Below are 25,109 nucleotides of genomic sequence, written 5' to 3'. Positions count from 1 at the left end.
ATCAACCGAATTCGATCGGCAAGCTGATCGGACCGCTCAGGCTCACCATCGGCTTCCAGGGGACCGGACCCGCCAATCGCGGATTCTGGAATCGGCGCGTGAGCACCGTGAGCGCTTCGGCGAGCTCGCCTCGGGCCAGGTTGGCGCCGAGGCAGTAGTGAATGCCGCCGCCGAACGTCAGAATCGCCGGCGTCCCCTGCCGGGTGATGTCCACACGCTCGGGTTCGTCGTAGATCGCCGGATCTCGGTTGGCCGCAGCGGTATTGACCAGTACCGTGGTGCCGGCCGGGAAGAGGTAACCGTCGAGCTCGACGTCCTCGACCACCATACGAAGGGTGCCGCACGCGATCGGCGAGTGACGCATGGTCTCCTCGACCGCACCCATCGCCAGTTCGGGCCGCCGCTGCAGCAGCTCCCACTGCTCGCGGTGCTCACACAGCACCTGCACCGATGCGGCGAGTTGATTGCGAGTGGTGTCGGTACCGGCCAACAGCAGGCCACCGGCGAGCATGCGCAATTCGGCCGGGTTCAATCGGTCGCCATCGTCTTCGGCGCGGATCAGGTCGGAAAGCAGGTCATCGGTGAGACTGTGCCGGCGCCGGGCCACCATCTCGTCGACGTAGTCGTCGAGCTCTCGCCAGGCGCGCATGACGTCCGGCTCGATCGCGGCCACGCCGTCGATGAAGCTGAAGGCCTTGAAGATCTCGTCGGCCCAGCGCGAAAACCGTTGCCAATCCTCGCGGGGCGCGCCCAGCAGCGCGCAGATGATCGGCACCGGATATGGGCGTGCGAGATCCGTGACGACGTCGCAACGGCCGCCGTCGGCAACCCGGTCGACCAATTCGTCCATCACGTCGACCATCGTGTCGTGCAGGCGCAGGGTGGCCTTTGGCGTGAATGCCTTCGATGTCAGGCTGCGTAGCCGGTGGTGCGCATCGCCCTCCACGCACAGCAAGCTGTTCATCACCTTGTCCCACAAGGGGCCCGAAGTGATGCCCTGCACCACCAGATTCAGGCCGGGCGGGATCCGAAACCGGTTGTCGCGCAACACTGATCGAACCAGGTGATAGGAGAGGATCTCGGGGCCGAACGGTCCCAGCGCAACTGGGGCCTGCTGCTGTGCCTCCTGGATGCGGGGATAGATGGCTGCCGGGGTCTCCTCGGGGTGGTAGGAGAGCGTCGGTAGATCGGCATCGAAGATGTTCCTGGGCGCAATTCCGACGGCCATCGGACCCTCCTATGCAGACGAGGCTGCCACGAATGTATGGCCAGGGGTAGGTGGTGTCAACGACTACAGCGGGGCATCGGAGGTATCGCCATACATAATTCCTTGGCCGTATGGCGGGCGTTATTACTGCACGGCGGGGGGCGCCGCCGAGGGTGCGCGGAATGCCAGGGCTCGCGGCGTGTCGCCGTACCGCTGCGCACCTTCGCGCCACGAAGAAAGTTGGCCCCCTGGCCCATCGCCAACTCAAGCACGTCATCTTCATTCCGCATCGCGGCGCCCGGGTCAAAGTCCGGGCGATCAGAAATATGCCGCCCGCGACACAATCCGTCGCGTGCCCGGCCGCGCATCAGCCGACCTAGTACTACTGTCGCGGTGTGGACTTCGCGCTCGACGATGAGCAACGGGCCTGGCTGGCCGAGGTGCGCCAGTTCCTCGGTGACAACGTCACCCCCGCCCTGCGCGCCGAGTTGGCCGAGCACGACTTGGAATGCCAGGGCGGCGAGCTGTCGGCATTCCGCCGCAAAATCGGCGAGCGCGGCTGGTTCGGACTGAACTGGCCCCGTGAGTACGGTGGCCTCGGGCTGAGCGCCATGCACCAGCACCTGTTGATGAGCGAGTTCGAATATTGGGGTGTCCCCGGCCCGGATCTCACGGTCACCTCGGTAGCGCCGATGATCATGCGGCACGGCAACGAACAGAACAGGAAGGAATTCCTGCCGCCCATCGCCAAGGGCGAGATCGTCTGCGCGGTAGGCTATTCCGAGCCAAATGCCGGCACCGACCTGGCCAGCCTGCGCACCCGTGCCGTGCGCGACGGCGACGAATGGGTAATCACCGGGTCCAAGATCTGGAACAGCGGCGCACAGCGCTGCACCCACGAGTGGCTGTGCGTGCGCACCGATCCGGACGCGGCGCGCCATCGGGGCATCTCGGTGATCATGGTGCCGATCGACGCTCCCGGCATCGAGATCCGCCCGCTGTACGCCTGGTCGGGCTACCGCACCAACGAGACCTTCTTCGACGACGTGCGGGTGCCGGTTGGCAACCTCATCGGCGAGGTCAACAAGGGTTGGACTTACATCACCGGCGCCCTCGACCTGGAGCGCGGAGCCCTGACCAACGCGGGTGATCTGCGGCGCGCGCTCGACGATCTGCTGACGCTGGCCGCCAGGCCGCGCCGGGACGGGTCGGTGCCCGCGCATGACACCCTCTTCCGGCGGCGGCTCGCCCAGGCCGAGGCCGACGTCGAGGCCGCGAGACTGATGGGATACGAGGCGGCGTCAATCCTGGACAGCGGCCGCATCCCGTCGGTCGAGGTCAGTGTCGAAAAGATCTTCACCAGCGAATTGCGCCAGCGCATAGCGGATTTGGCGATTGATCTGCTGGGGCCCGACGGTTTGTTGGCGCATCGCAGCAACGAGGCGCCGCTGGGCGGCTTCTTCGAACGTCTTTATCGCGTGTCACCGCTGATGCGCTTCGGCGGCGGGACCAACGAAGTGTTGCGGGATGTGATCGCCCAGCGCGGGCACGGCATGCCGTCCTACGGGCGGTGACCGGATGCGACTGCTACCGACCCGGGACCAGCACGACCTCGCCGCCATGTGCCGAAACCTGCTGGCCGAAGACCACTCCGCGCCGCTCTGGTGGCAGGCGCTTGCCGACGCCGGAGTGCTGGGATTGACGATCGAGGAGGCGTGTGGTGGGTCGGGCGGCACCCTGACCGACCTCGGAATCTTCTACGTCGAAGCGGGACGGGCGCTGTGTCCGTTGACCGTGCACAGCACCCTGCAGGCGGCGCTAGCCATCGATTGGCTGGGCGGCCCGGCGGTGCGGCAAGCCTGGCTGCCGCCGTTGGCCGCGGGAACTGCGCGAGGCACCACCGCGCTGTGGAGTCCGCGGGATGCGGCGATGCTGACGCCTACCGTGCGTGCCGTCAAAGCGGTCGACGGTTGGCTATTGAGCGGGGTCGCCGACTTCGTCCCCGATGCCGACACCGCCGACCTGATCGTCGTCGCCGCTCAAAGCGACGGCCAGACAATGGGTTTCGTGGTCCCGGCGGAGGCGGTGGCCGTCCGTCCGCTCACCCTGATGGGTGGACACCGCGCATTCACGGTCACCTTCGACGACGTACCGGTCGATGATCCCCGCCGCATCCTCGGTGGCGGAGCGGGACTGGCGGAGCGGGAGCTGCGCCGGGTGGCGAACGCGGCGATCGCGCTGCTCTGCCTGGATCTGGTAGGGGTGGGCGAAGCGGTGCTGCAACGCACCGTCGACTACACCAAGATGCGGGAGCAGTTCGGCAGGTCGATCGCCTCCTTTCAGGCCGCCCAGCACCTGGTGGCCGATATGCACATCGCGCTGTCGGCTGCCCGGCTTACGGCGCATTCGGCAGCGTTCTGGTTGGGCCGCGGTGAGACCGCCACCCGGGAGACCGCCATCGCCAGGATGCACGCCGCGGCGGTCAAGCAGATCACCCTGGACGCCCACCAGTTGCACGGCGGCATGGGTTATGTGGTGGACACCGATCTGCACCTGTTCTCCGAGCGGGCCCGCGTACTGGCCACGATGGGCGGTGGCGCCGATGTCGCGGCCACATGGCTTGACGCAGAGATGGATTGGAGCGGCGGACAATGAGCACCGAGAGCCTGATAGATCCCGACTCCGCGGCCCGCGTCGGCACCGTTGTCGCGACCGCCACCGGCGAGGTGAACCAGCGTGACTGGCAGCGTTGGGCCGCAGCGGTCGAAGACCACAACCCGCTGTGGTTCGACCCGGACTATGCCCGGGCGCACGGATATCGCGACATCATCTGCCCGCCGCTGTTCCTGCAATACGCGATCCTCGGCGTCGCCGCGTTACGCGATCTACGGCCCGACGGATCGTCCGGGGCGGCGACCGGCAGCCTCGCGTTTCCTCGGGCCCCGCGACGCATGGCCGGTGGCGAAAGCACCACATTCCACCTGCCCGCGTACCACCGCGACCAGATCGAGATGATGCGTATGGTCGAATCGATCGTGGAGAAACAAGGCCGTTCGGGACGATTCGTGCTGGTGACCTGGCGCGCCGAATACCGCAACCAACACCGCGAATTGGTCGCCGAAGCAACCACGTCAATGATTGCCAGGCCCGCATGACCGCACAGGTGTTCTTCGAGGACGTCCAAAACGGCGATGCGGTAGCTCCTTTGACCGTCACCGTGACCGAGACGCAGATGTTCTTCTTCAGCGCCGCGACCTACAACGGGCACCGCATCCACTACGACAAGGACTGGGCGCGCGACGTGGAGGGTTATGACAACGTGCTGGTGCAGGGTCCGCTGCAGGCCGCGCTGTTGTCCCGGGCGCTCACCGATTGGATCGGCGGCGCAGGGCGGTTGGTGAGATTCACGGTGCAGAACCGTGCGATCGCCTACCCCGAGCAAGAACTGACATTCGGCGGCGTGGTCACCGGCAAACGCGCACCGAATCTGGTCGACCTCGACATCTTCTGCCGCCGGGGGGCGGACGTGTTGATGCCGGGCAGCGCCACCGTCGCATTGCCCCGTCGGGACACGACGTGACCGGCCTGCGCGGTGAGGCCGCCATCATCGGCATCGCGGAACTGCCGGCCGAACGGCGGCAGAGCCGACCGCCGTCGTTCACCCTCGATCAGTACGCCCTGCTCGCCAAACGGGTGATCGAGGATGCCGGGGTGGATCCGTCGGTGGTGAACGGCTTGTCGACCCACGGCATCACGGAATCCGACATGTTCGCGCCGGCCACGCTGTCTGAATACCTGGGCATCCCTTTGGACTTCGGTGACCGGGTGGACCTGGGCGGGGCCACCGCGGCCGGCATGGTGTGGCGGGCGGCAGCCGCGGTTGAACTCGGGATCTGTGCTGCCGTGCTGGCGGTAGTGCCCGGATCACTAGAAATCCCTCGCTCCGAGGGGCGGCCCGCCCGCACGCTGGGGTGGTACGGGGCGTCGAGCAACAACTACGGCTCACCGCAGGCCGAGTTCGAGATTCCCTACGGCAATGTCGGACAGAACGCGCCCTACGCCCAGATCGCTCAGCGCTATGCGGCCGAATACGGCTACGACGCGGCGGCTTTGGCGAGTATTGCGGTGCAACAACGGGTCAACGCCTGCGCTCACCCCGGTGCGGTTTTCCACGGCAGATCGATCACCGTCGACGACGTGCTGAACAGCCCGATCATCGCCGACCCGATCCACATGCTGGAGACGGTGATGCGGGTGCAAGGCGGCACCGCCGTCCTGATCGGCAACGCCGATGTTGCGCGACGTGGCCGCCATCGACCGGTCTGGATCAAGGGATTCGGTGAACATATCCGGTACAAGACCCCGACCTATGCCGACAACCTGTTGCACACGCCGATCGCCCGCGCCGCCGACACGGCGTTCGCGATGTCGGGTTTGGAAAGATCCGACGTGGATGTCGCATCGATCTATGACTGCTACACGATCACCGTCCTCATGACCTTGGAAGACGCGGGGTTCTGCGGAAAAGGCATGGGCATGTCGTGGTTGGCCCAGCGTGACTTGACGTTTCGGGGTGACTTCCCACTGAACACCGCCGGCGGGCAGCTCTCCTACGGTCAGGCCGGGATGGCCGGGGGCATGCACCACGTGGTCGACGCTGCCCGCCAGATCATGGGCCGAGCAGGGGACGCACAGGTCCGCGACTGCAACATCGCGTTCGTCAGCGGCACCGGCGGCATCATGAGCGAACAAGTGGCCCTGGTGTTGGGGGGTGACTGACATGAGCGATCAACGCCCGCTGCCCGAGCCGACGCCGGTGTCCCAGCCGTTCTGGGACGCACTGCGCGAACACCGGATCGTGATCCAGTATTCGCCGTCGGCGGGCAAGTACGTCTTTTATCCGCGGACGCTGACGCCGGGAACCCTCGCCGACGACTTGGAGTGGCGCGAAATCGACGGCGCCGGAACCTTGTACACCTACACCGTCGCGCGGCGCCCTACCGGACCGCCGTGGTCGGATCACCTGCCGCAACTCCCGGCCGTCGTCGAATGGGACGCTGGCCCGCGAGTCAGCACCGAGCTGGTGGACGTCGAACCCGACGACATCCGCATCGGCATGCGGGTGGTGCCGGTGTTTTGCGATGTCGATGACATCACCCTGCTGCGGTATCGGCCGGCCGATGTTTGAGACGGTTCAGCAGCTGCTGCGCTCTCGCGCGGAGGATCACACCGTCGCCGTGCGGCACGGTGACCGGACCTGGACGTGGCGCGAACACCTCGCCGAGGCGACAGCTGAGGCGTCGACGCTGCTGTCCCGCATCGACCGGGCGCGGCCACTGCATGTCGGTGCCCTGCTGGGCAATTCGCCGGCGATGCTGCGCTCCCTGGCGGCGGCCGCACTTGGTGGCTATGTGCTGTGCGGAATCAACACCACCCGCCGCGGCGCCGGGCTGGCCGCCGATATCCGAAGAGCGGATTGCCAATTGGTGCTCGCCGACCCCGAGCACATCGGGTTACTCGAGGGGCTCGACCTGGGTGACATTCCGGTTCTGGACGTCGATGGCGAGGCCTACCGCGACGCGGTGGCGTCGGCGAGCCCTTTGGTGGCGCGCGAGGCCGCCGGGGCGGACCCGGTCACCATGATCTTCACCTCCGGCACCAGTGGCGACCCCAAGGCGGTGCGGTTCGCCCACGCGATGGCGGTGATGTGCGGGGCGAGCCTGGTGCAGCGCTTCGAGCTCACCTCCGCCGATGTCTGTTATCTGGCGATGCCGCTGTTCCACTCCAATGGGATCGCGGCCGGCTGGGCGGTGGCGATCTCGGCGGGCGCGACGATGGTGCCGGCCAAGTTCTCGCCGTCGCGGTTCCTCTCCGACATCCGCCGCTACGGCGTGACGTACCTGAATTACGTCGGCAAGCCGCTGGCGCTCGTCCTGGCCACCCCGGAACGACCCGACGACGCCGACAACACCTTGCGTGCGGCCTTCGGCAACGAGGCCACCGAGCGCGACATCGACGACTTCGCCCGACGATTCGGCTGCCGGGTGGTGGACAGCTTCGGCTCCAGTGAGTTCGCCGTCGTCGTGATGCGTGAGGACGGCACCCCGCGCGGTTCGATCGGGAAGGGCTACCCCGGCGTCAGCGTGTACCACCAGGAGGCCGGGACCGAATGCGCGCCAGCGGTTTTCGATGAGCATGGTGCCCTGGTCAACTTCGACGACGCCGTCGGTGAACTGGTCAACACCTACGGTGCCGGCGGCTTCACCGGCTATTACAACGACCCCGCCGCAACCCGGGAGCGGATGCGCAACGGCATGTACTGGTCGGGCGATCTGGCCTACCGCGACAGCGATGGCTGGATCTACCTGGCGGGCCGGACCGCGGACTGGATGCGGGTGGACGGGGAGAACTTGGCGGCCGGTCCCATCGAGCGGGTCCTGCAACGCCTGACCCCGATCAACCACGTCGCGGTCTACGCCGTCCCCGACGAGATTGTCGGCGATCAGGTGATGGCGGCGCTGGTGCTCAACAGCGGAGCGACATTGACGCCCAAGCAGTTCGGTGATTTCCTGGCCGCTCAACCCGATTTGTCGCCGAAGGCGTGGCCGCGCTACGTACGCGTCAATGTGGCGCTGCCGCGGACCGCGACGAACAAGATCCTCAAACGCGAGCTCATCTCGGAGGGTGTCAGCGCCGGCGGAGGTGTGCTGTGGGCGCGTGCCGGCCGTGGTCGGGAGTACGCGCCGGTCCCCGGCTAGCCCACGCCGGGCGTGAACGTGCGCAGATGTACTCCGACACGCCGAGTAGGCCGGCAATCTGCGCACCTTCGGCGGGAGAAGAGGGGCGGGAGAAGAGGGGGGGTATCTAGTGGGCGACCGGGCATTTGCTCCCGTAGTCCACCTGCCAATGCTTGATGCCGGTGATGAACGGCGACCGCAGCCGCTCGGGTTCCCCCACTGCCGTCAGGTCGGGCATCGTGTCGGCGATCGCGTTGAACATCAGATCGACCGTCATGCGCGCCAGATTGGCGCCGATGCAGTAATGCGCTCCGGTGCCGCCGAATCCGACGTGCGGGTTGGGACTACGCAGGATGTTGAACGTATACGGATCGTCGAACACCTCTTCGTCGAAGTTCGCCGAGCGGTAGAACATCACCAGCCGCTGGCCCTTCTTGATCCGCACACCGCCAACTTCGGTGTCTGCCAGAGCGGTTCGCTGAAACGCGGTGATCGGGGTGGCCCAGCGGATGATCTCGTCGGCGGCGGTGCCCGGCCGCTGCGCCTTGAACAACTCCCACTGGTCCGGGTAGTCGGTGAAGGCCATCATGCCCTGCGTGATCGAGTTGCGGGTCGTCTCGTTGCCGGCGATGGCCAGGGTCACCACGAACATGCCGAACTCGGCTTCGGACAGCCGATGGCCCTCCGCATCGGGTTGAATCAACGTCGTGACGATGTCCGGGCCGGGGTCTTTGGCTTTCCGCTCGGCTAATTGCATGGCGTACCACATCATTTCGGCAGCCGACGTCAGCGAATCGTGCTCGGCGAATTCTGGGTCATCGCTGCCGATCATCTGGTTGGACCAGTCGAACAGCTTCTCGCGATCTTCCAGCGGCACGCCGAGGAGCCCGGCGATCGCCTGCAGCGGCAACTCGGACGCCACCTGCCGGACAAAGTCCCCGGACCCCTCCGCGACCGCGCGCGCGGCGATCTGCCGGGCCCGCTCGGTGAGGTCGGCCCGCAGCCGTTCGACCGCGCGAGGTGTGAACCCGCGCGCGACGACCTTGCGCAGCCGGCTGTGCTCCGGGTCGTCCATCATGATCATCGAGGACCGGCCGAGCTCGATCTGCGCCTGCGCCACCTCTTCCGGATAACGCGGCACGACGGACTTCTCGGCCGAAGAGAAGACGTCGCTGCGCAGGGAGACCTCGCGGACGTCTCGGTGCTTGCTCACCACCCAATAGCCGCCGTCACCGAACCCGCCCTGACCGGGCGGCTGTTCGTTCCACCAGATCGGTGCCGTCGCCCGTAGTTCGGCGAACTCCTGCGTCGGTATCCGGTGGGCATAGATGTCGGGGTCGGTGAAGTCGAAACCCGGCGGCAGATTCGGGGCGGCCATGAAAGATGGTAATGACGTCGCGGGGGGCGGACGCAAGAGTTTCGCAAGAAATGCGCGGCAGCCTGGAGGCAGAACCGGTCCGACCGAAAAGAAGGCTCCATGAAGATCACACCGATAGCAGTTGCGGTGCTGGTCGCCACCGCGCTGGCGACGGCAGGTTCCGCGCACGCAGATCCGCGGTCCGAAGTGCAAGAGCTGCAACAACAAACGTCGGAATTGCATGCCAGCTGGGACAGCTTGACCCCGGCGCAGCGACAGGAGCGCTTGGCGCAACTGAACCGGCAGACCAGCATCGTGCAGAACGAAACCCAGCACCTGCCGCCCGAACAGCAACCCGAGGTGGAATTGCGGCTGGGTCAAGTCGCCTTGGAACTGGCCGACCTGCTCAGGAAGGTGTGGCCGGCCCCCTGATAACGGCGTCCGCATCGAGATGGGTTGCCGCGGCGATGACTGCCCGGTCGATCTGGCGTAGCGGATGCAGCACGGACGGGTGAGTGCGCGGGTCGGGCCCGGGTTCGGCCAGGCGGAAGTTGCTGTCATACTGCCGGGCCAAGGCTTCGGCCGCGTCCAGGGCGTCGGCAGCGGAGGCCACGGCCGTGCTGTGCGCGCCGTCGAGCGTCGCGATCAACGCTTCGATGTTCAGTCGGATCCGGTCGGCCGCCGCGTTGATGGCCGCCGCGAGCTCTTGCGGAGCGTCCGAGTCCCGGGACTGCTCGCTGCGGCGTGCCAGTATCCGGGCGTAACGGTCGCAGGCACCGAACAGCCTGAGCCTGCGCTGCACGTCGCGGCGCCCGGCTAAGCCGGCGACTCCAGCCAGCATCGGCTTGGCGGTGGCCCGAATCTGTTGCAGTTTGCGGTCCAGCCGCCGGGCCCGGTCGGTGGGGCTGTCCGGGCGTGCGTCATCGAACATGTCGGCGATAGAGGTCTCGATCAGCTCCGCGAGCGACGTCAGGAATTCGCGGGTGTCATTGCGCAGGGTGGTCCCAATGTTGGTGGGCAGCACCAGAATTGCGACCGCCACGCCGATCACGGCGCCGATGGCGGTTTCCTCGATCCGCAATAGCAGGACGTCGAGACTGAATTCGCCGAGTAGGCCGTACAGCAGCGCCAGCATGGTGGTGATCCAGAACGCCATCAGGCTCTGGGTGACCTGCATGAAATAGAACGCGCAGAACAGGCAGACGAAGATCATCACCAGCGACGCGGTATGGTCGCCCGCGACCAGGGTCGCGACCAGGATGCCGCACGGCACACCCAGAATGGTGCCGGACAGGCGTTGCCAGCCTTTCGTCAAGGTGTCGCCCCACGTGTTGGTGCCGGCGAATACGACGAACGCCGCGATCACCGCCCAGTACCAACGGGCTGGTGACACCGCGTCGCCGGTGACGATCGCCAGGGACGCCGCCACGGATGCTTGGATGGCTTGCCGGGTGGTCGGCAGCAGCGCCGGGCCGGGTTGTTCGTTCTCGTCTTCGTCCTTGCCGCCGTCGCTGTCGTCGCCGGTGATCCGCTCGGGTGCGTCACCGGTCGAGGCGCGCTCGATCATTTCCCGGACTTCCGACGTCGCCGTCGCTGCCGCGATAATCGCCAAGGCCAGGCGACGAACCGCCGCTGGGCCGGACTCGGCGGAATCGCCTGGCGACGACTGCGCATCGATGACGTCTTGTGCTTGGCTCGCTGCGCGGCGTAGCCCCGCGGGATCGGGAAGCCGGATGGCCCAAGCTAATTCACTGAGCGCTGCAGCCAGCGCGAGGCGCGTGGGGGTCGATATCTCCGCCTGTGCCAATGCCGCGCGTTGCCCGGCGATCGCCACCCACTCGACGGCGAGTTCGGCATCGAACAGCCACGGTGTGAGGTGTTCGCCGTCGGCGCCCAGCCATAGTACGGCCGGGTTGGCCTTGTCTTCGATCTGGTCTTGCACCATCAGAGCGGTCTCGTTGAGGCGGAAGATCCTGGCCCGGAACCGGCGTTGACGGCGTTGGTCGAGCCGGCCTGCCCGCAACGCCTCCGCCGTGGTATCGACCACGATGGCCATCCGGGCCCGCAGCGAGCGAATGGTGGCTCGCAGCACCCGTTCTGGACGATCGGGCAGCACGTATGCGGTCATGACGAACGTGCAGAACGTGCCCACCACGATGGCCACGATCATCCACGGCAACTCGTGCACACCGGCCCGCAGGAACAGATTGAAGAAGTAGGCCATGAAGGCGACCATGCCGAGCGCGCGCCCCCGCGGGCCGAACCGCCGGACGTAAACGGCGATGAACACCACGACCACGAAGACGATTTCGCCGGCCAGCTGATAAGGGGTGAGCAGCGCGGCGGCGCTGCTGGACAGCGCCGCCGGTAACGGCAACAGCGCCATCGTGATTCGCTGCTGACGCGGGTCGGGCTCGTTGACCGAGCGCGCCGCGATCATCGTGATCACGGCGCCGAGCAGCGCCACCGTCAGGGGTTGCCGGGCCGCGCTCGTCAGCGCCACCATGATCAACATCGAACATCCCAGCGCGGCGGTGGTGCGCACCGCCAGCCGGAATCGCAGCAGCCCCGGATCCGTGCCGACCGTCCAGATCCGGGCCCGCTCATAGTGCGTTGTCAGCGAGGCGGGAATGGTGGTAGTCATCCCTGCGGCAGGCTGAACGTCGGCATCGTGGTGTCCGCGATGCACGATTGGTCCACGTCGGTTCGGGGATTGTCAAAGAAGGCGGTCGTTATCGTCTGCGCGCAGCGCGATGTCGGTATCACGCCGTGACCGACCCAGGGGAACCGCAGTGCGAGTGAGTTACTCAGGCCGGGCGTCACCTCCCGCATCCACTTCGGCGCGGTGCTCGAGTCGAACGCCCCGGACAAGATCAGGGTGGGGACGTTGCTCAGGACCGGCAGGGTGTCCGCAGTGTCCGACCGACCCAGCCCCCAGGCTTCGCATTCCCGAAAGATCCAGCTGCCGGTCGGGGTGACCCGCAGGACCGCATCGGGCAGCTGGGGCATCGCCATGCGCGCCTGGGACAGGGCCCGGTCCGGGGTGGTCCAGTCCGCCATTTCCTGACAGTAGGTGCCCAGCGCCAGCCCGGCACCCAGCAGCCCGCGCTCGGGCCCGGACGGGGCCGTCGCCGCGATGCCGGCGCCGGCCAATTCGCCGTCACCGCGGGACAGGGCGAAGATCATCCGCGGAATGTCGACCACTTTCGTGGGATCCGCGCTCCAGTCGAGTATGAGCGGCACCACCTTGGCGCCGTCGATCGTGACCTGAGTCGATTCGCCAGTGGGCGTCGACGTTGTGACATCGATCGGGGTCTGGCTCAGACTGTTGACCATGTCCAAAAACACCGTCGGCAGGTTGGGGTACGCGGCGGCGCACGGCGGCTGGTCCGCGCAGGCTTGAAAGATGGCCGCCAGACCGCTCGCGGGCGCCTGCCACCAGTTGTCGATGAGATTGAGATGCGGTGGGACCACCGAATCCAACACCATCGATCGGATGCCCTTGGGGTGGTCGCGAAGCAGTTGCTGGGCCAGATCGGTCCCGTAGGAGACGCCGTACACGTTCCACTCGTCGACGCCCAATTTCTCCCGCAGATCGGCAATATCGGCGGCATTTTCCCTTGTGGTGTACGCCGTGAAATCGACCCCGGAGGCGGCCAGGCGCTTGCGGCACGCGGCGACGACTTTGGCGTCCAAATCCGCGGTGGCCGGTGCCTGAAGTGTCAATTGCAGACTCCGAGAGGCGAAGTCGTCCATCTCGGGGCAGCTCAGGTGTGGATCGCTGTGTAGCGTGCCGCGCTGGTTGACGAAGATGACGTCGCGGTCGGCGTTCATGCCGGCGGCCACTATCCCGGGTGCATTCAGTGTCCCAGCACCGCCGGGCCCACCGGCGAGAAACACGATCGGATCGGGTTTGGGCGTGGCGGCCGCGGCCTTCACCCGCGCGACGAGGATCCGGATGGTGCGGCTCTTCGGGTCGTCGCGGTTCTCGGGCACTGTGAGATAGCCGCAGGTGTAGTTCGGGCCCAGGTCCGATTGCGGCACACCCGGGAAGTTCGGCTGCGGGCATCGTGCGCCGGCGTAGGAGACCCGATCCGGTGGCCGGTGCGAACAGCCGGGCAGCAGACCCGCTGCCAGCACCGTGCACAGCAAGCAGACAAGCGTCATCTGCCGACGGTGAACGCCGAAAAGCGTTGTGTGCAAAGGGTTCCGACCGCTACGCCACCGGGGTGAACTTGATGGCCACCAGCTTCTGCCGCTGGATCGCCTCGGCGAACTCCTCCCGCGTGGGGATGTTGTCGTCCCGGAATTTGAGCCCCATCATGCGCTGGGCACGCTTGGGGCCGTAGGACTGGGCGCAGCGGTGGTAGAGATCGTGCACCTCCGGCCCGTCGGGAAGTAGCTCGCCGCGCATCGCGGTGGTCTTCCCGTCGTAGACGACTTGCGCCGGTGCGCCGCCCTTGAAGTTGTATTTCCAGCCGGCGCCGGCCAGCGCGTAGAGGTTGCCGTCGATCACGTGCGCACTCACCGGAAGGGAGAACTGTTTCCCGGATTTTCGTCCGGTGAAGTTCAGCACCATCAGCTGCTTGCTCAAGGGACCGGCGAGCGGAGTACCTAACAAGGCCTTCAACACCGGGTTCACCGCCCGCAACAAAGCCGAGGGTGGGTGCCCGACATCGACGGCATACGACTGTTCTGTCATTTGACCACCGTAAGACCAAATGGGGTGGACAGCGCCGGCAAGTTGAGAAAGTGGCCGTTGGTGATCGGGCGACTCAGGGAGTGGTGATGGTGGTCTGGTCGTCGATGACGCCGGTCGCATCCATCAACTGGCCCGTCTCGTCGTCCAGCGCGTCGGCGTTGATCTGCAGCACGTAGAGCCCGTCTGCGGCTGGGATGACGACCGTCTTCTGCGCGACGGTGCGCTTCTTGCCGTTCTTCGTGTAGGAGCCGCCGAATTGCCAGGCCTTGAAGCTCTTCCCCGGCGGGACACCGAGGGTGGATTCTTTGCCGTTGGCGCTGCCGCCCTCGAACTCGGGCAGGTTCTTCAGCTCGCCGGGCGCATATTCGAGGATCTTGTTCGGGTCGGCGTTGCCCGTGAGTTTGGACACCAAGGCCGCCAGTGTGGGCGGGTCGGCGGGATCGGCGGGCTGCCCGTAGGAGATTCCCCAGTACGGCGCGCCGCCGGGTGGGAGTAACTGCCACCCGTTGGGGGTCGGCAGGTTGATGGTCGGCGAGCCCGGGTCGCCCGGGTGAACCGGGGTCTCGGTGATGTGGTTCTCGACGATGTAGTCGGCGATCGTCTTGTTGGCCTGCGCCCCCGGCGTACTGCTGGTGGCCGGTGCGGACGAGGTGGCCGTCGAGGTCGATGTCGAGGTGCTCGTGGAAGTTGACGTCTTGCCACCGGTCTTGATCTCGGCGTGGCAGCCGGCCAGCGTCAGGCTGACCGCCACGGTCGCCACTATCGCGGTGAGGTCCTTCATCTATCGCATCTCCCGAAATTGGGCCCCGGTACCAGCGCCGGCGACATCCGGACTGAGATTAGCCGAACTCCAGGTGATCTGCCCCGCTCACTTTGCCGGCTCGGTTACACCATGTCGTTCTTGGTCAGCCAGCGCATCACCGGCCAGCCGACGAACACCGGCAGCCAACACGTCAGCACCCGGTACAGCAGTACCGACGGCACACCGATGCCCGCGGGCACCCCGAAGGCAGCGAGCCCACCGATCAGGGCGGCCTCTACCGCGCCGACGCCGCCAGGGGTGGGCGCGGCCGAGGCCAGGGTTCCGCCGACCATCGTCACCACCGTGACGGTAACGAACGTGGTGCCCCCGCCGAACGCTTCGACGCTGGCCCACAGTGCCAAAGCTGCGCCCAAAGTCGTTCCGGCACTGCCCAATACGATCAGTGCCAGTCGTCTGGGCTCACGGGCGAGCTCAGCCAGGTCACCGGTGACCTCCTTGAGCTTGGGGCGCAGTTCGGTGGCCAGCCAGCGCCGTAGGTTGGGCACCAGCAGGAAGGTCCCGACGATGCCCAATGCCACGCCGGCGATCAGGTACAGCACGGTGGCGTTCGGGACGAAATGCGAGAGGTCGGTTGAGGTTCCGGCGACGGCGCTGAACAGAATCAACAGCGCGACGTGCACGATCACCTGAACCGACTGCTGCAGCGCCACCGCGGCGGTGGCGCGCAACGCGGTCAGTCCGCCCTTCTGCAGAAACCGCGTGCTCAGCGCCAGGCCGCCGACCCCGGCGGGCGTGGTCGTCGCGGCAAAGGTATTGGCCACCTGCATGATCGACAGCTTCCAGAAGCTCACCGATCCATCCGCGCAGGCCCACAACGCTCCCGCCGCACCGACGTAGGTCAGCGCCGACACGGCCAGGCCCAGCAGCGCCCACCACCAGTTGGCGGTCCGCAGCTCGGAGAAGAAGGTCGGCACCGTGCTGATGAAGGGGTAGGCGACATAGACCAGTGCGCCCAACAGCACCAGCTGAATGAATTGGGAGCGGCTGAACCGGGTGATGGTCTCGGTTTCGATCTCGTCGGCCCCGGTCTGGTGCTTCACCTCGGCGCGGGCGTCGGTGATGACAGATTTGGCGTTGGCGACCGACTGTCGGATCCGCTTCGGCACAGCGGATTTGGTGAGCCGACGGCCAGCGGTCAGAATGGTGTCCTTGCCGAAGACCTCGATCGCGGCCTCGACCGCGCACCGCGCGTCGTACAACGCGGACGTCGTCACCAACAGTTGAGCGATGTCGGACTGCAGCTGTGCGTCGGTGGCACCGTATTCGGCGGCCCCGAAGCCGCCGAACAACACCTTCCCGTCGGCGACGGTGATTTCGTTGCAGCGCAGATCCCCATGCGAGATCTGGTGGTCATTGAGGACCCGCAGGGATTCCCACACCCGGGCCACCGGCGTTTCCCCTGCGCACTCGTCGAGCGGCACACCCTGCACCGGCTGGTGCGCATACAGCGTCCACCCCCGGTCGAGCACCGCCAACGCGATCGTCGACGTATTGGCCACGCCCGTGTCACCGATGGCAATGGCCATCAGGGCGCGATGCTCCACCGCGCGCCGCATGGAGGTTTGCAGGGGTGCGGTTTCGGAACCGCGCAACCGCAGTTTCCACCACAGCTGACGCACCGCGCCGCCGCTGCGCTGATGCGGGCCGTACAACTCGACCGCCGCTCGCGATCCCGGATCGGTGGATTCGGCCGACAGCACCAGCGGCCCCGGTCCGCCCGGTCGGACCACCACCAGCCGGGACACCAGGAACCCGCGTTTGGCCATGGCTCGGACCGCGCCTTCCAGGGGCACCTCCAAGGCGGGAGTGCCTACGACCAGCACCACGAACGCACCGACGAACCAGCCCACCGACAGACCCACCACGGCGCGGGCCGGCACGATGGCGCTGACCACCAGGTGGATCGGTACGAATGCCAGCAGCAGCGCCCACCACCAGTGCCGCCAGCGAGCCGGCAGCCAGGGCCCGGACACAGTCAGGACCGCGGCGAGCATCGCGATCCAGCGCGGGTCGTCGAGGAACTGCGCGGGCAGCGTGGTGAGTTTGTCCGACAGGTCGAAGTGCCAGTTCGGCGCGGCGATCCGGTTGCTGCTGATCGACAGGGGCAGCATCGCCATCAGGGCCGCGGCGCCGTACGCGCCGAGCAACTTCCACTGCCGGGACAGGATCAAGCCGATCAGGATCACGAACGGCAAGGCCAGGATTGCGATGCCGTACACGAGGTACACCAGATCGGCTTGGGTAGGGGTCAGCACTCCGACGATCTGGGAGATCGACTTTTCCAGGGCGACCCAGCGTGGCCGGGTGATCAAGGAGCTGGTTACGACCGCTATGAGAGCGGCGGCGGCCAACCCCAGCCGGATGAGGTCGTTGGTCCGACGAGTGAGTGGTTGCAGCAAGCTGCCGGACACGGTGATATCGCGTCCGTCAACTCGCATGTGCACGGTCCTGGTCCTTCGGATCCGTTGGTCTCGCGGTCGGCAGTTCTACGACAACTTAACGTGCCGGGCCCCGCCGATCCCGCTCACGTACGCTCGCGAGCGTCGTGTGCCGGGATAGAGGAGGACTGAGCATGACGCGGACCGATGACGACACGTGGGAGATCACCGAAAGCGTCGGCGCCACCGCGCTGGGTGTGGCAGCGGGCCGTGCCGCGGAAACCGAGAGCGAAAACCCGCTGATCAGTGATCCGTTCGCGCGCATCTTCCTCGATGCCGTCGGCGACGGGATCTGGAACTGGTTCGCCGCGCCCGACCTGCCCGCAGAGGTCTTGGAAGCCGAACCCAACCTGGGCGTGCAGATGCGAGCAATGGTCGGCTACATGGCTTCGCGGACTGCCTTCTTCGACACCTTCTTCCTCGACGCCGCCCGCGCCGGCGTGAACCAGGCCGTGATTTTGGCGTCCGGTCTGGATTCGCGAGCCTGGCGGCTGCCCTGGCCCGACGGCACCACGGTCTACGAACTCGACCAGCCCAAGGTGCTGGAGTTCAAGGTGTCGACCTTGGCCGAACACGGCGCCGAGCCGACCTGCAACCGGGTCGCCGTCGCGGTGGACCTGCGCCACGATTGGCCGGCGGCGCTGCGGAGTGCCGGGTTTGACCCGTCGGAGCCGAGCGCCTGGTCGGTGGAGGGTTTGCTGCCCTACCTGCCCGCCGCGGCGCACGAGTTGCTGTTCGAACGGATTCACGGGCTGGCCGCGGCCGGTAGCCGCATCGCCGTGGAGGCGCCCGGCCCGGATTGGATGGATGAAGGCATTCGCGCGCAACGCAGGGAGCGGATGGATCGGTTACGCGCGTTGGTGACGCAGGCGGATCCGCAGCGCGAGCTGCCGCGGACCGACGAACTCTGGTATTTCGAGGAACGCGAGGACGTCGGCCAGTGGTTGGGGCGGCACGGCTGGGCCGCGACGGTGACGCCTGCGCCGGAGTTGATGGCGGGTTACGGCCGCGGGATCCCCGAGGGGGTGGAGGACACCTCGCCCCGCACCCAGTTCGTCTCAGCGGTGCGCGAGTAGCGTCCGCCCAACAGACGTACAGCCGGTTCACAAGCAGCTCCCGTACTTTCGCCACTGGCATGGCAGTGAGGGAGGAAATCGCATGGTGCGTACCGATAACGACAGCTGGGAGATCACCGAGAGCGTCGGAGCTACGGCGCTGGGAGTGGCCGCCGCGCGTGCGGCGGAAACGCGCAGCGCGGATCCGTTGATCAGCGACCCGTTCGCGCAGATTTTCCTCGACGCCGCCGGCGACGGGGTGTGGAATTGGCATTCCGCGCCGCAGCTGCCGGCTGAGGTGATCGAAGTGGAACCGGACCTGCCGCTGCAGATGCAGGCGATGGTCGACTATATGGCTTCGCGGACAGCGTTTTTCGACCGGTTCTTCGCCGATGCGACCAGGTCGGGCATCCGGCAGGCGGTGATCCTGGCGGCCGGTTTGGACGCACGGTCGTGGCGGTTGCCGTGGCCGTCGGGGACGACGGTCTACGAGCTGGATCAGACCAGGGTGCTGCAGTTCAAGTCGTCGACGTTGGCCGAGCACGGGGCGGAGCCGACTTGCCGGCGCATCCCGGTCGCGGTGGACCTGCGGCAGGACTGGCCGGCCGCATTGCGAGAGGCGGGGTTTGATCCGTCGGCGCCCAGCGCCTGGTCGGCCGAGGGGCTCCTGCCGTACCTGCCCGCCGCGGCTCAGGACCTGCTGTTCGACCGGGTGCACGGGCTGGCGGCCGACGGGAGCCGGGTTGCTGTCGAAGCGCTGGGCCCCACATTCCTCGACGAGCAGAAGCGGGCGGATCGTCGGGCACGGATGGATCGCCTGCGCGAGGTGATGGCGCGGGTGGACCCGCAGCGCGAGATTCCCCGCACCGATGAGCTGTGGTACTTCGAGGAGCGCGAGGACGTGGGTGACTGGTTCCGTCGGCACGGCTGGAAGGTGTCAGTCGCACCCGCCGACGAGCTGATGGCCCGGTTCGATCGCCGGCCGCCCAGGGAGGTCGAAGACCGGGTACCGGGCAACTTGTTCGTCACCGCGCAGCGGACGACTGCTGGGAACTAGCGTTCGCGGTAGTCGGCCACGATCCACCAGGGCGGGACGCTGATGTCCAGCCGTCTGCTCCCTCGGTAACCGGACCAGGTCGGTACGCCCGGCGGTTGACCGCGGTAGATGCCGCGTGCCGCGGCTATCACGCGCCGGCGCTGGGTTGGCCACTGGATGTCGGTTGCTATCTGCTCCAACAGGTTTCGGTCGCGTTCCAACACTCGGTCGACTATGCCTGTGGCGGGTAATGCGCCGCTCTTGTCGCCGTTGCACCGCGCGCAGGACAGCACGAGGTTGGCCAGGCCATCGATCCCTACCAACGACCAGGGCAGGACGTGGTCGATCGGGTTGTCCTCCGGTAGGTGGGTGCCGCAGTAGAAGCAGTGCGCGCCGAACGCGTCCTTCAGCGGTCCCCGGACGGCGGCCAGCGCGGTGCGTTCACGACCGAACAGGTGCCCCGCAACGTCGGGCACGTCGGCCTGCAGAAATCTGTTCATGCGCCGGACGTCCTCGACCCACATAATTTCCAGCGCCGGCTTCAGCAAGCCGGCGAGCCGGGCCAGGCCGTGTGCCACGCCGGGATGCAGCCGGATGGCGTCCCCGTGTTCTCGCAACGCCGAGCGCGACACATGATCGTGCAGGAAGGAGTCGTCGTAGAGGAACGGGTCGCTGGCCCGAGAACCGGGCAACCGCTGCAGCCGGTGCAGCGGTTGCTGAGCCAGACACAGGGTGATCTGGTCGATCGCCCGCCGATAAACATCCGGCGCGCGCATGATCGCCACGTCCAGCGCCATGCCGCTGTGTCCCGCCGCCGCGGCACTACGTAACTGGTCAGCAGCGTTCAAGATTCGTGCCTTCGGCTGGGTGGACTGTTGAAGTTCACGGCCATCGAAGGGGCGCATCTGTCGCCAATAAATCTCCAGCACGCGATGCGCCAAGTCCCGGAGGGGGACCAAAACGGCATCATCCGGGCACGCCGGAAGATTCTCAATACAGAAGTCCACAAGGGCCATCAATGTGGCCAACTTGTACGTCGCGGTGCGCAGGCCCGTTTCCAGAATTGCGACTACCCGTTGCCCCAGCAGCAACGGGTCGATGCCGTTCTCAGTCATCGTCAGGGTCACCCGGGTCCGTGTCCGACTGTGCACGGTGGTCGGTATGGCTGGCGTGCTCGCGCCAATGCTGGTACCCCCGGCGGGCTGCGAACACGCCGACGACGGCGGTCACGCACCACACGGCTATCGCGATGTAGGTCAGCGTCGAGGAACCTTCCCGGACCGTCGCGCCCAACGTGGTGTAGACGAACGCCCTGGGAAACGAGCCGATGAAGGAGCCAACGGCGATCTGCCACAACGGAACTCCGAACGCCCCAAAGGTGTAGCAGGCCAGCGCGTCGGACACACCTGGGACGAACCGTTGGCCGACAACGGCCCACAAGCCGCTGCGATCGATCAGCGCGTCCACCCGCTCGGAACGTTTCGGCCCGAGCAGGGCCTTGGCGCTTTCTCGGCCGGCCCGTCGACCTATTCGACTGGTGACGATCGCGGTTCCCACCGATGAGCCCAATGTGACGAACAGGCCGACGAGTGGACCGAACAGTAATCCGCTGCCGGCAGCCAGGATTGAGCCCGGCACGAACATCGAACCCAGGACGGCCGCTGCGGCTACGTAGGCCAACGGCGCCAGCGGGCCGGTATTCGCAATCGCGCGGTGCACCGCGTCCATGTCGATGACTCGCTCCACGCCGATCAGGTAGAACATTCCGAGCAGGAAGCCGCCGAACACGACGAGGCGCACGATGTGGCGTCGTCGCGATATTGGTGGAGAGCCGTCGTCCTCGATCATGTTGACTGCGATTGTTCCGTATCCGCGGCTGGGCCGCGGTTTGCCGGGGACCGTTACCGCAATCCGAGTGCGGTTCGTAGCCGATCAACGTCCATGCTCCCGCTTCCCGCCGGGACTGCGGGAAAGGAGGCCGGATCGGCGGTGTCTGGTTCATCTGCTTCGCAGTTTGGCGCTTGCTCGGCCGGGGCGGCTGCCTCGTGGGCGTCACGCACCGGCTGGCAAACGTCCTTGAGCACCCTCATCCCGGGGTCGAGACGTGTCAACGTTTCCAGCACACGATCCATCCTTGGTGCGCTATTAGTCTTCACCCGCAGCGCGTCCGACTCAAGGAGAGGCGTTGCTCGAACCGACTGTCCGCCTTTCGAAGTGACAAAACCTGTCCACCTGGGGGCTGGTCACCGTCGATCCGGTCGTACGTCTCGTCCAGTACTCCCGCAGTCGCAGTGGGATCGCTCACCTGCACGGTGGCCGCTCAGAGCGTCAGCGGCTCCCCTTCGGTGTTGACCAGGGTTCTCGGTGCGAACCGGTGGCTCAGCTCCGCCACCAGTGTCGCCGGATCGGGTTGTTCGTCGAGCAGGTCGATCAAGGAGTCGCGCGCGTGCAGGGCGACCGGCTCGATCCCGCCGAATATCACCATGTCTTCCCCCGCGGGCACCACGCGGGCGCAGACCAGCTGACCGGTGCGCAATTGTCGGCTGACTGTTCGCTCGTGCACGTCATGTACGTCACCGGTGCGCACATCACGCATGGTTATACCGTGGCCGCGGCGCACCGCTTCTACCTCGAACACAGATCGTTGGAGCAGGAGCCATTGCTCGGCCAGTAACCGCTCGTCGTCGGGCAGCAACGATCCGCGCACATCGAGGAATTCGGTGAACGCGCCACCTTCGAAGAGCAGCGCATCCATGACCAGCGGGTCAGCCAGCGCCTCCGGCAGCGCGTCATCATCGTCAGGGTCGGCATAACGGCAGCGTTCGTAACCCACCTCTAAGAGCAGGTCATCCCAGCCACCTGCTAACACATGCTGAACTGCTTTGGCGTACAACCACTTTGACCGTGTAGCCAACGGCAGCTCCTCGCGGCCGAGGTGGCATTTCTTGTATTTGCGGCCCGACCCGCACCAGCACGGGTCGTTGCGTCCGATGTCGCGGCGCGGCTCAGTTCGATGCTGCTCCAACAGCGTCAGCAACGGATCGTCCGGATCGGCACCGGCACGGCGCAGCAGGGTCAAGCCGCGCTCGGCGTCCCCGCGATCAGAGGCGATCCTGGCCAGATCCAGCAATGTCAGCGGCCAGTCGCTGTTCATCGATTCAGCCGCCAGCAACTCGCGTTCCGCTGCGACGATGTCGCCGAGCCGTTGTAGGGCCACCGAGCGCAGCCAGCTCGCAGCCACCAAGGCGGCGCGAGGCACGGTCGCTGTCAGAATTTCCGCCAGCAGGCCCAGCGCGGCCGCTCCGGCCGGGTCGGTATCGACGGTCTCGGCCACCAGCGCCTCGGCCAGCGCAGGGTCGGCGAGCGCGGCCCCGGAGGCGGTGGCAGTCTCGACGAACGAGTTGGCATACTCGTTCGCCGCGCTCAATATATCCCGTGCAGAAGCATCTTCCTCGCTGGCGGCGAGCAGCAGCGATATTTGTTCGTGCATTTTGATCAGCGCAGACAAAGCGGCCGCGGCGCCGATGTCCAGTTGGTGTCGCTCGGCCAGAAGTTCAGACCTGCGCTCGGATCGCCATGCGTCAAAATCGAATCCACCTGGTGCCACCCAGTCGCCGTCCTGAGACAGGCCGAAGCTGTCGAGGAGCTCGCCCAGGGGTAGCGAGGGCTCGGTGAACACCTCCGGTTCACCGACGCATGCGGTCCAGATTGCCGCGGCCAGATAGGTTGGTTCGTCGGCGTCGACCAGTCCCGACAACCCCGCACGCAGGACGGCGTCATGCTCGGGTGTTGTCGTATCGACCCGCTCGATGGCCATGCCGTCGGAGCCGAACCCCACCCCGATTAAGTCCCCACCGGATACACCCAGCCGCTGCAGCGTGCCCGGTTCCAGCAGCAGGGCCGTACCCGAGTCCATCAACTCGTCAGGGATGCCCCGATCTTCGATCAGCTCGTCGTCGTACCCGGCCACAGCGGTTTGCCACATCGAGCCGTCAGAGAGCCGGTCATAGGGTTCGTGCTCGCCGAGGGTGGTGATCGGCTCCAGATCAGGGGTCACCGTGAGCATGTCGAAGGCGGCCTCGGCGTCGGTGATCCGGTGGGTGAACACTCGCCCGGCGAGTAGCGTCGGTAGCCACACCCAGTGTTCATCAACCAATTGTCTTGCCGGGAAATCGAGTTCGAGTCTGAGTGCACGCAGAACGGGGTTGGGATCGGGCACACCGGCGTCGCGCAACCGACGGCCAATGTCGTCTTCGGGCAGCGGGCCGTGTTCGGACAGGACTTCCGCCAGGACTTCGACCGGATCAACTGCCTTCGCCACGGGGACCACCCTATGCACATCGAACGGGATCCGGGCGCCGGGCGCGCGAAAAATGTCAGACCCGCAGAGCACAGTGACCTCAATCGAGGCGATAGCGGACTCGCCTCACTTCGGGATTGAGGTCGACATGGGAAATCGGGCCAACTTCGTGATCGTCAGAGATCAAGACTGGCAACTGTTTTATTCGCATTGGGGAGGCTGCCGTATCCTCGATGCGCTCATCGGAGGGCCGGAGCTTGCGTTGCGGTACTCGAATTCCCTGCGACGGTGCGACAAGCGGGAATGGGTTGACCCGCTGTGGGCCGATGGCGGCGTGGTGGTAGATCTCGATCGGCACCGGCTGCTGTTCTTCGGCGACCCGCTGATGGTGACGATGAACGAACGCCGCGCGATGATGAGCGTGCTCAGCGCGGTCTGGCCTGACTACGCGATCGGGTGGGCCTATAACGGAACCGCTGAGCTGGCCGCATATGTCGGAGCCGATTTGCGGCCAACGAAATGGAATGATCTGCCGCGCCTGCGCCTCGCGCGGGACCGAAATCAGATGTGCCACCTCGTCTCGGTCGTCGACATGGCCGGGCAGGTTCGGATGTGGCCGCTGTGGTGGGGGGACCTCAGCAAGGCGTGGCACGGGCCCGCGCTGCTGGAAAAGCTGCCGGGCAAGGGTGTTCGACGCCTGAATTTGGGCATGATCCCGGAAGGCGGGCTCCATGTCGACGTGTCCCGAAAGACGGTGGGGGCATGGCAGACCGGCGATGCAATGGGCATTTTCGAGGCTCTTCCCGGGCTGTGGGCCGGCTGGCAGACGGAATGCTGGGAGGATCGCTTCGATCGGCAGGTCCTTGGGTGTGGTGGTGCTCTCCGGGTGCCCGCGGTCGACCTCGCTGCCGGCGCTCAGATCGCGAAGGAATGGATTGAGCGCCGAGTGTTTCAGAGCTTCGAAGACAGCCCGGCAGGACAGATCGAAAAGCTCGCGGGGCTGCTCGCGCCGCTCGGTCCGGGTCTGGTGGTGAACGACGACGCCCGCGGCGAAGGCTCGGTGCGTCCGCGGGCGGACGAGTGGGCAAGGTTCGTCGCGGCGTGTGGCGAGCTCGGGCCGGCGCGCGCCGAGTCAGCATGACCGGCGGATACTCGGCATCGCTGCATCATCGCTCTCGCGGTCCTAGACCATGTTCCTCACCATGCGTCCACCGTGCGGCTGGAGGAATCCGAAGTATTCGCCACGTGTCCGCTGACGCAGGAAAGCCTTGTTCGGTGTCTTTTGCGGACAGGGCAGTCCGCAGCGGTCACGCGCGACGTCGTCACTGCCGACGAGGGAATGGACCGCCATGAGTTCTGGTCCGGCAGCGTTTCTTTCGCCGATGTGGAGATGGGTGGGTGGTCGGTCACCGACAGGTGACCGACACCTATCTTGCTCAGCTGGTACGAAGTCA

At 66.4% G+C, this 25,109-nt stretch carries 21 protein-coding genes and 1 pseudogene; 12 read left to right on the top strand and 10 right to left on the bottom strand.

The genetic code is table 11. The annotated features are described in order from the left end of the window. Position 1 precedes the first annotated feature (1 nt). Complete coding sequence (locus tag A9X01_RS17820; protein WP_065122010.1) at positions 2 to 1,228, bottom strand: cytochrome P450; 1,227 nt, start codon at positions 1,226 to 1,228, stop codon at positions 2 to 4. Between the two features lie 374 nt (positions 1,229 to 1,602). Here A9X01_RS17820 and A9X01_RS17815 point away from each other — a divergent pair, with 374 nt between their 5' ends. From A9X01_RS17815 to fadD1, 7 genes are read left to right on the top strand one after another with little or no spacing between them, the layout of a single operon-like run. Next, positions 1,603 to 2,781: an acyl-CoA dehydrogenase family protein gene (locus A9X01_RS17815; RefSeq protein WP_065122009.1), complete on the top strand. Its 1,179-nt coding sequence runs from the start codon at positions 1,603 to 1,605 to the stop codon at positions 2,779 to 2,781. Between the two features lie 4 nt (positions 2,782 to 2,785). Continuing rightward, the gene (locus A9X01_RS17810; RefSeq protein WP_065122008.1) at positions 2,786 to 3,862 is read left to right on the top strand and encodes an acyl-CoA dehydrogenase family protein; all 1,077 of its coding nucleotides are present in this window, start codon (positions 2,786 to 2,788) and stop codon (positions 3,860 to 3,862) included. Continuing rightward, positions 3,859 to 4,362, top strand: a complete 504-nt coding sequence (locus A9X01_RS17805; RefSeq protein WP_065122007.1) for a MaoC family dehydratase — start codon at positions 3,859 to 3,861, stop codon at positions 4,360 to 4,362. The genes A9X01_RS17810 and A9X01_RS17805 overlap by 4 nt, the downstream gene beginning before the upstream one ends. Next, positions 4,359 to 4,787 carry a MaoC/PaaZ C-terminal domain-containing protein gene (locus A9X01_RS17800; protein ID WP_065122006.1) on the top strand — a complete coding sequence of 143 codons (429 nt, stop codon included), beginning with the start codon at positions 4,359 to 4,361 and terminating at the stop codon, positions 4,785 to 4,787. Before A9X01_RS17805 ends, A9X01_RS17800 begins: the two co-directional genes overlap by 4 nt. Continuing rightward, positions 4,784 to 5,986 (top strand): thiolase family protein, encoded by a 1,203-nt coding sequence (locus A9X01_RS17795; RefSeq protein ID WP_065122004.1) that lies wholly within the window; start codon positions 4,784 to 4,786, stop codon positions 5,984 to 5,986. The genes A9X01_RS17800 and A9X01_RS17795 overlap by 4 nt, the downstream gene beginning before the upstream one ends. A gap of 1 nt (position 5,987) precedes the next feature. Next, on the top strand, positions 5,988 to 6,395 hold the full coding sequence (locus tag A9X01_RS17790) for a Zn-ribbon domain-containing OB-fold protein (protein ID WP_065122002.1): 408 nt from the start codon (positions 5,988 to 5,990) through the stop codon (positions 6,393 to 6,395). Continuing rightward, a complete protein-coding gene (gene fadD1, locus A9X01_RS17785; RefSeq protein WP_065122000.1) occupies positions 6,388 to 7,965 on the top strand; it encodes a fatty-acid--CoA ligase FadD1 in 1,578 nt (525 codons plus the stop codon). The genes A9X01_RS17790 and fadD1 overlap by 8 nt, the downstream gene beginning before the upstream one ends. Positions 7,966 to 8,071: 106 nt before the next feature. Here fadD1 and A9X01_RS17780 read toward each other — a convergent pair whose 3' ends face one another. Next, the gene (locus A9X01_RS17780; RefSeq protein WP_065121998.1) at positions 8,072 to 9,322 is read right to left on the bottom strand and encodes a cytochrome P450; all 1,251 of its coding nucleotides are present in this window, start codon (positions 9,320 to 9,322) and stop codon (positions 8,072 to 8,074) included. A 99-nt stretch (positions 9,323 to 9,421) separates the two neighbouring features. Here A9X01_RS17780 and A9X01_RS17775 point away from each other — a divergent pair, with 99 nt between their 5' ends. After that, entirely contained in the window at positions 9,422 to 9,733 is a 312-nt protein-coding gene (locus A9X01_RS17775; protein ID WP_065121996.1) for a hypothetical protein, read from the top strand. Here A9X01_RS17775 and A9X01_RS17770 read toward each other — a convergent pair. The 5 genes from A9X01_RS17770 to A9X01_RS17750 all read right to left on the bottom strand — a co-directional run bounded on the left by A9X01_RS17770 (position 9,708) and on the right by A9X01_RS17750 (position 17,264). Further along, positions 9,708 to 11,945, bottom strand: coding sequence for an FUSC family protein (locus A9X01_RS17770; protein ID WP_065121994.1), 2,238 nt, complete (start codon positions 11,943 to 11,945; stop codon positions 9,708 to 9,710). The two genes, A9X01_RS17775 and A9X01_RS17770, sit on opposite strands and share 26 nt — an antisense overlap. Continuing rightward, positions 11,942 to 13,468 (bottom strand): alpha/beta fold hydrolase, encoded by a 1,527-nt coding sequence (locus tag A9X01_RS17765; RefSeq protein ID WP_065121993.1) that lies wholly within the window; start codon positions 13,466 to 13,468, stop codon positions 11,942 to 11,944. Before A9X01_RS17765 ends, A9X01_RS17770 begins: the two co-directional genes overlap by 4 nt. Before the next feature lie 49 nt (positions 13,469 to 13,517). Further along, positions 13,518 to 14,003, bottom strand: coding sequence for a hypothetical protein (locus A9X01_RS17760; RefSeq protein ID WP_065121991.1), 486 nt, complete (start codon positions 14,001 to 14,003; stop codon positions 13,518 to 13,520). A gap of 73 nt (positions 14,004 to 14,076) precedes the next feature. Then, on the bottom strand, positions 14,077 to 14,784 hold the full coding sequence (gene lpqN, locus A9X01_RS17755) for an envelope biogenesis lipoprotein LpqN (protein ID WP_065121989.1): 708 nt from the start codon (positions 14,782 to 14,784) through the stop codon (positions 14,077 to 14,079). Positions 14,785 to 14,888: 104 nt separating this feature from the next. Continuing rightward, positions 14,889 to 17,264, bottom strand: a complete 2,376-nt coding sequence (locus tag A9X01_RS17750; protein WP_065121987.1) for a lysylphosphatidylglycerol synthase transmembrane domain-containing protein — start codon at positions 17,262 to 17,264, stop codon at positions 14,889 to 14,891. 134 nt (positions 17,265 to 17,398) lie between these two features. On the opposite strand from A9X01_RS17750, the gene A9X01_RS17745 reads away from it, so the two are divergent. Both A9X01_RS17745 and A9X01_RS17740 read left to right on the top strand, forming a co-directional pair. Further along, positions 17,399 to 18,340 carry a class I SAM-dependent methyltransferase gene (locus tag A9X01_RS17745; RefSeq protein ID WP_065121986.1) on the top strand — a complete coding sequence of 314 codons (942 nt, stop codon included), beginning with the start codon at positions 17,399 to 17,401 and terminating at the stop codon, positions 18,338 to 18,340. An 82-nt stretch (positions 18,341 to 18,422) separates the two neighbouring features. Further along, the gene (locus A9X01_RS17740; protein WP_065121984.1) at positions 18,423 to 19,376 is read left to right on the top strand and encodes a class I SAM-dependent methyltransferase; all 954 of its coding nucleotides are present in this window, start codon (positions 18,423 to 18,425) and stop codon (positions 19,374 to 19,376) included. Here A9X01_RS17740 and A9X01_RS17735 read toward each other — a convergent pair. From A9X01_RS17735 to A9X01_RS17725, 3 genes and pseudogenes are all read right to left on the bottom strand, one after another. Next, entirely contained in the window at positions 19,373 to 20,470 is a 1,098-nt protein-coding gene (locus A9X01_RS17735; RefSeq protein ID WP_065122080.1) for a DUF8808 domain-containing protein, read from the bottom strand. The genes A9X01_RS17740 and A9X01_RS17735 overlap by 4 nt on opposite strands. Next, positions 20,463 to 21,203, bottom strand: coding sequence for a TVP38/TMEM64 family protein (locus tag A9X01_RS17730; protein ID WP_065121983.1), 741 nt, complete (start codon positions 21,201 to 21,203; stop codon positions 20,463 to 20,465). Before A9X01_RS17730 ends, A9X01_RS17735 begins: the two co-directional genes overlap by 8 nt. Positions 21,204 to 21,256: 53 nt before the next feature. Next, positions 21,257 to 23,676, bottom strand: a pseudogene (locus tag A9X01_RS17725) (SEC-C metal-binding domain-containing protein). Positions 23,677 to 23,749: 73 nt separating this feature from the next. On the opposite strand from A9X01_RS17725, the gene A9X01_RS31445 reads away from it, so the two are divergent. Together A9X01_RS31445 and A9X01_RS31895 are read left to right on the top strand one after the other, a co-directional pair. Beyond that, positions 23,750 to 24,796, top strand: a complete 1,047-nt coding sequence (locus A9X01_RS31445; protein WP_253849164.1) for a hypothetical protein — start codon at positions 23,750 to 23,752, stop codon at positions 24,794 to 24,796. A gap of 72 nt (positions 24,797 to 24,868) precedes the next feature. Continuing rightward, positions 24,869 to 25,075 carry a hypothetical protein gene (locus A9X01_RS31895; protein WP_301336943.1) on the top strand — a complete coding sequence of 69 codons (207 nt, stop codon included), beginning with the start codon at positions 24,869 to 24,871 and terminating at the stop codon, positions 25,073 to 25,075. Positions 25,076 to 25,109 lie beyond the last annotated feature (34 nt).

It is taken from the genome of Mycobacterium asiaticum, from assembly GCF_001668675.1.
GTDB classification, from domain to species: Bacteria; Actinomycetota; Actinomycetes; order Mycobacteriales; family Mycobacteriaceae; genus Mycobacterium; species Mycobacterium asiaticum_D.
This window is presented reverse-complemented; position numbering and strand designations above follow the sequence as displayed.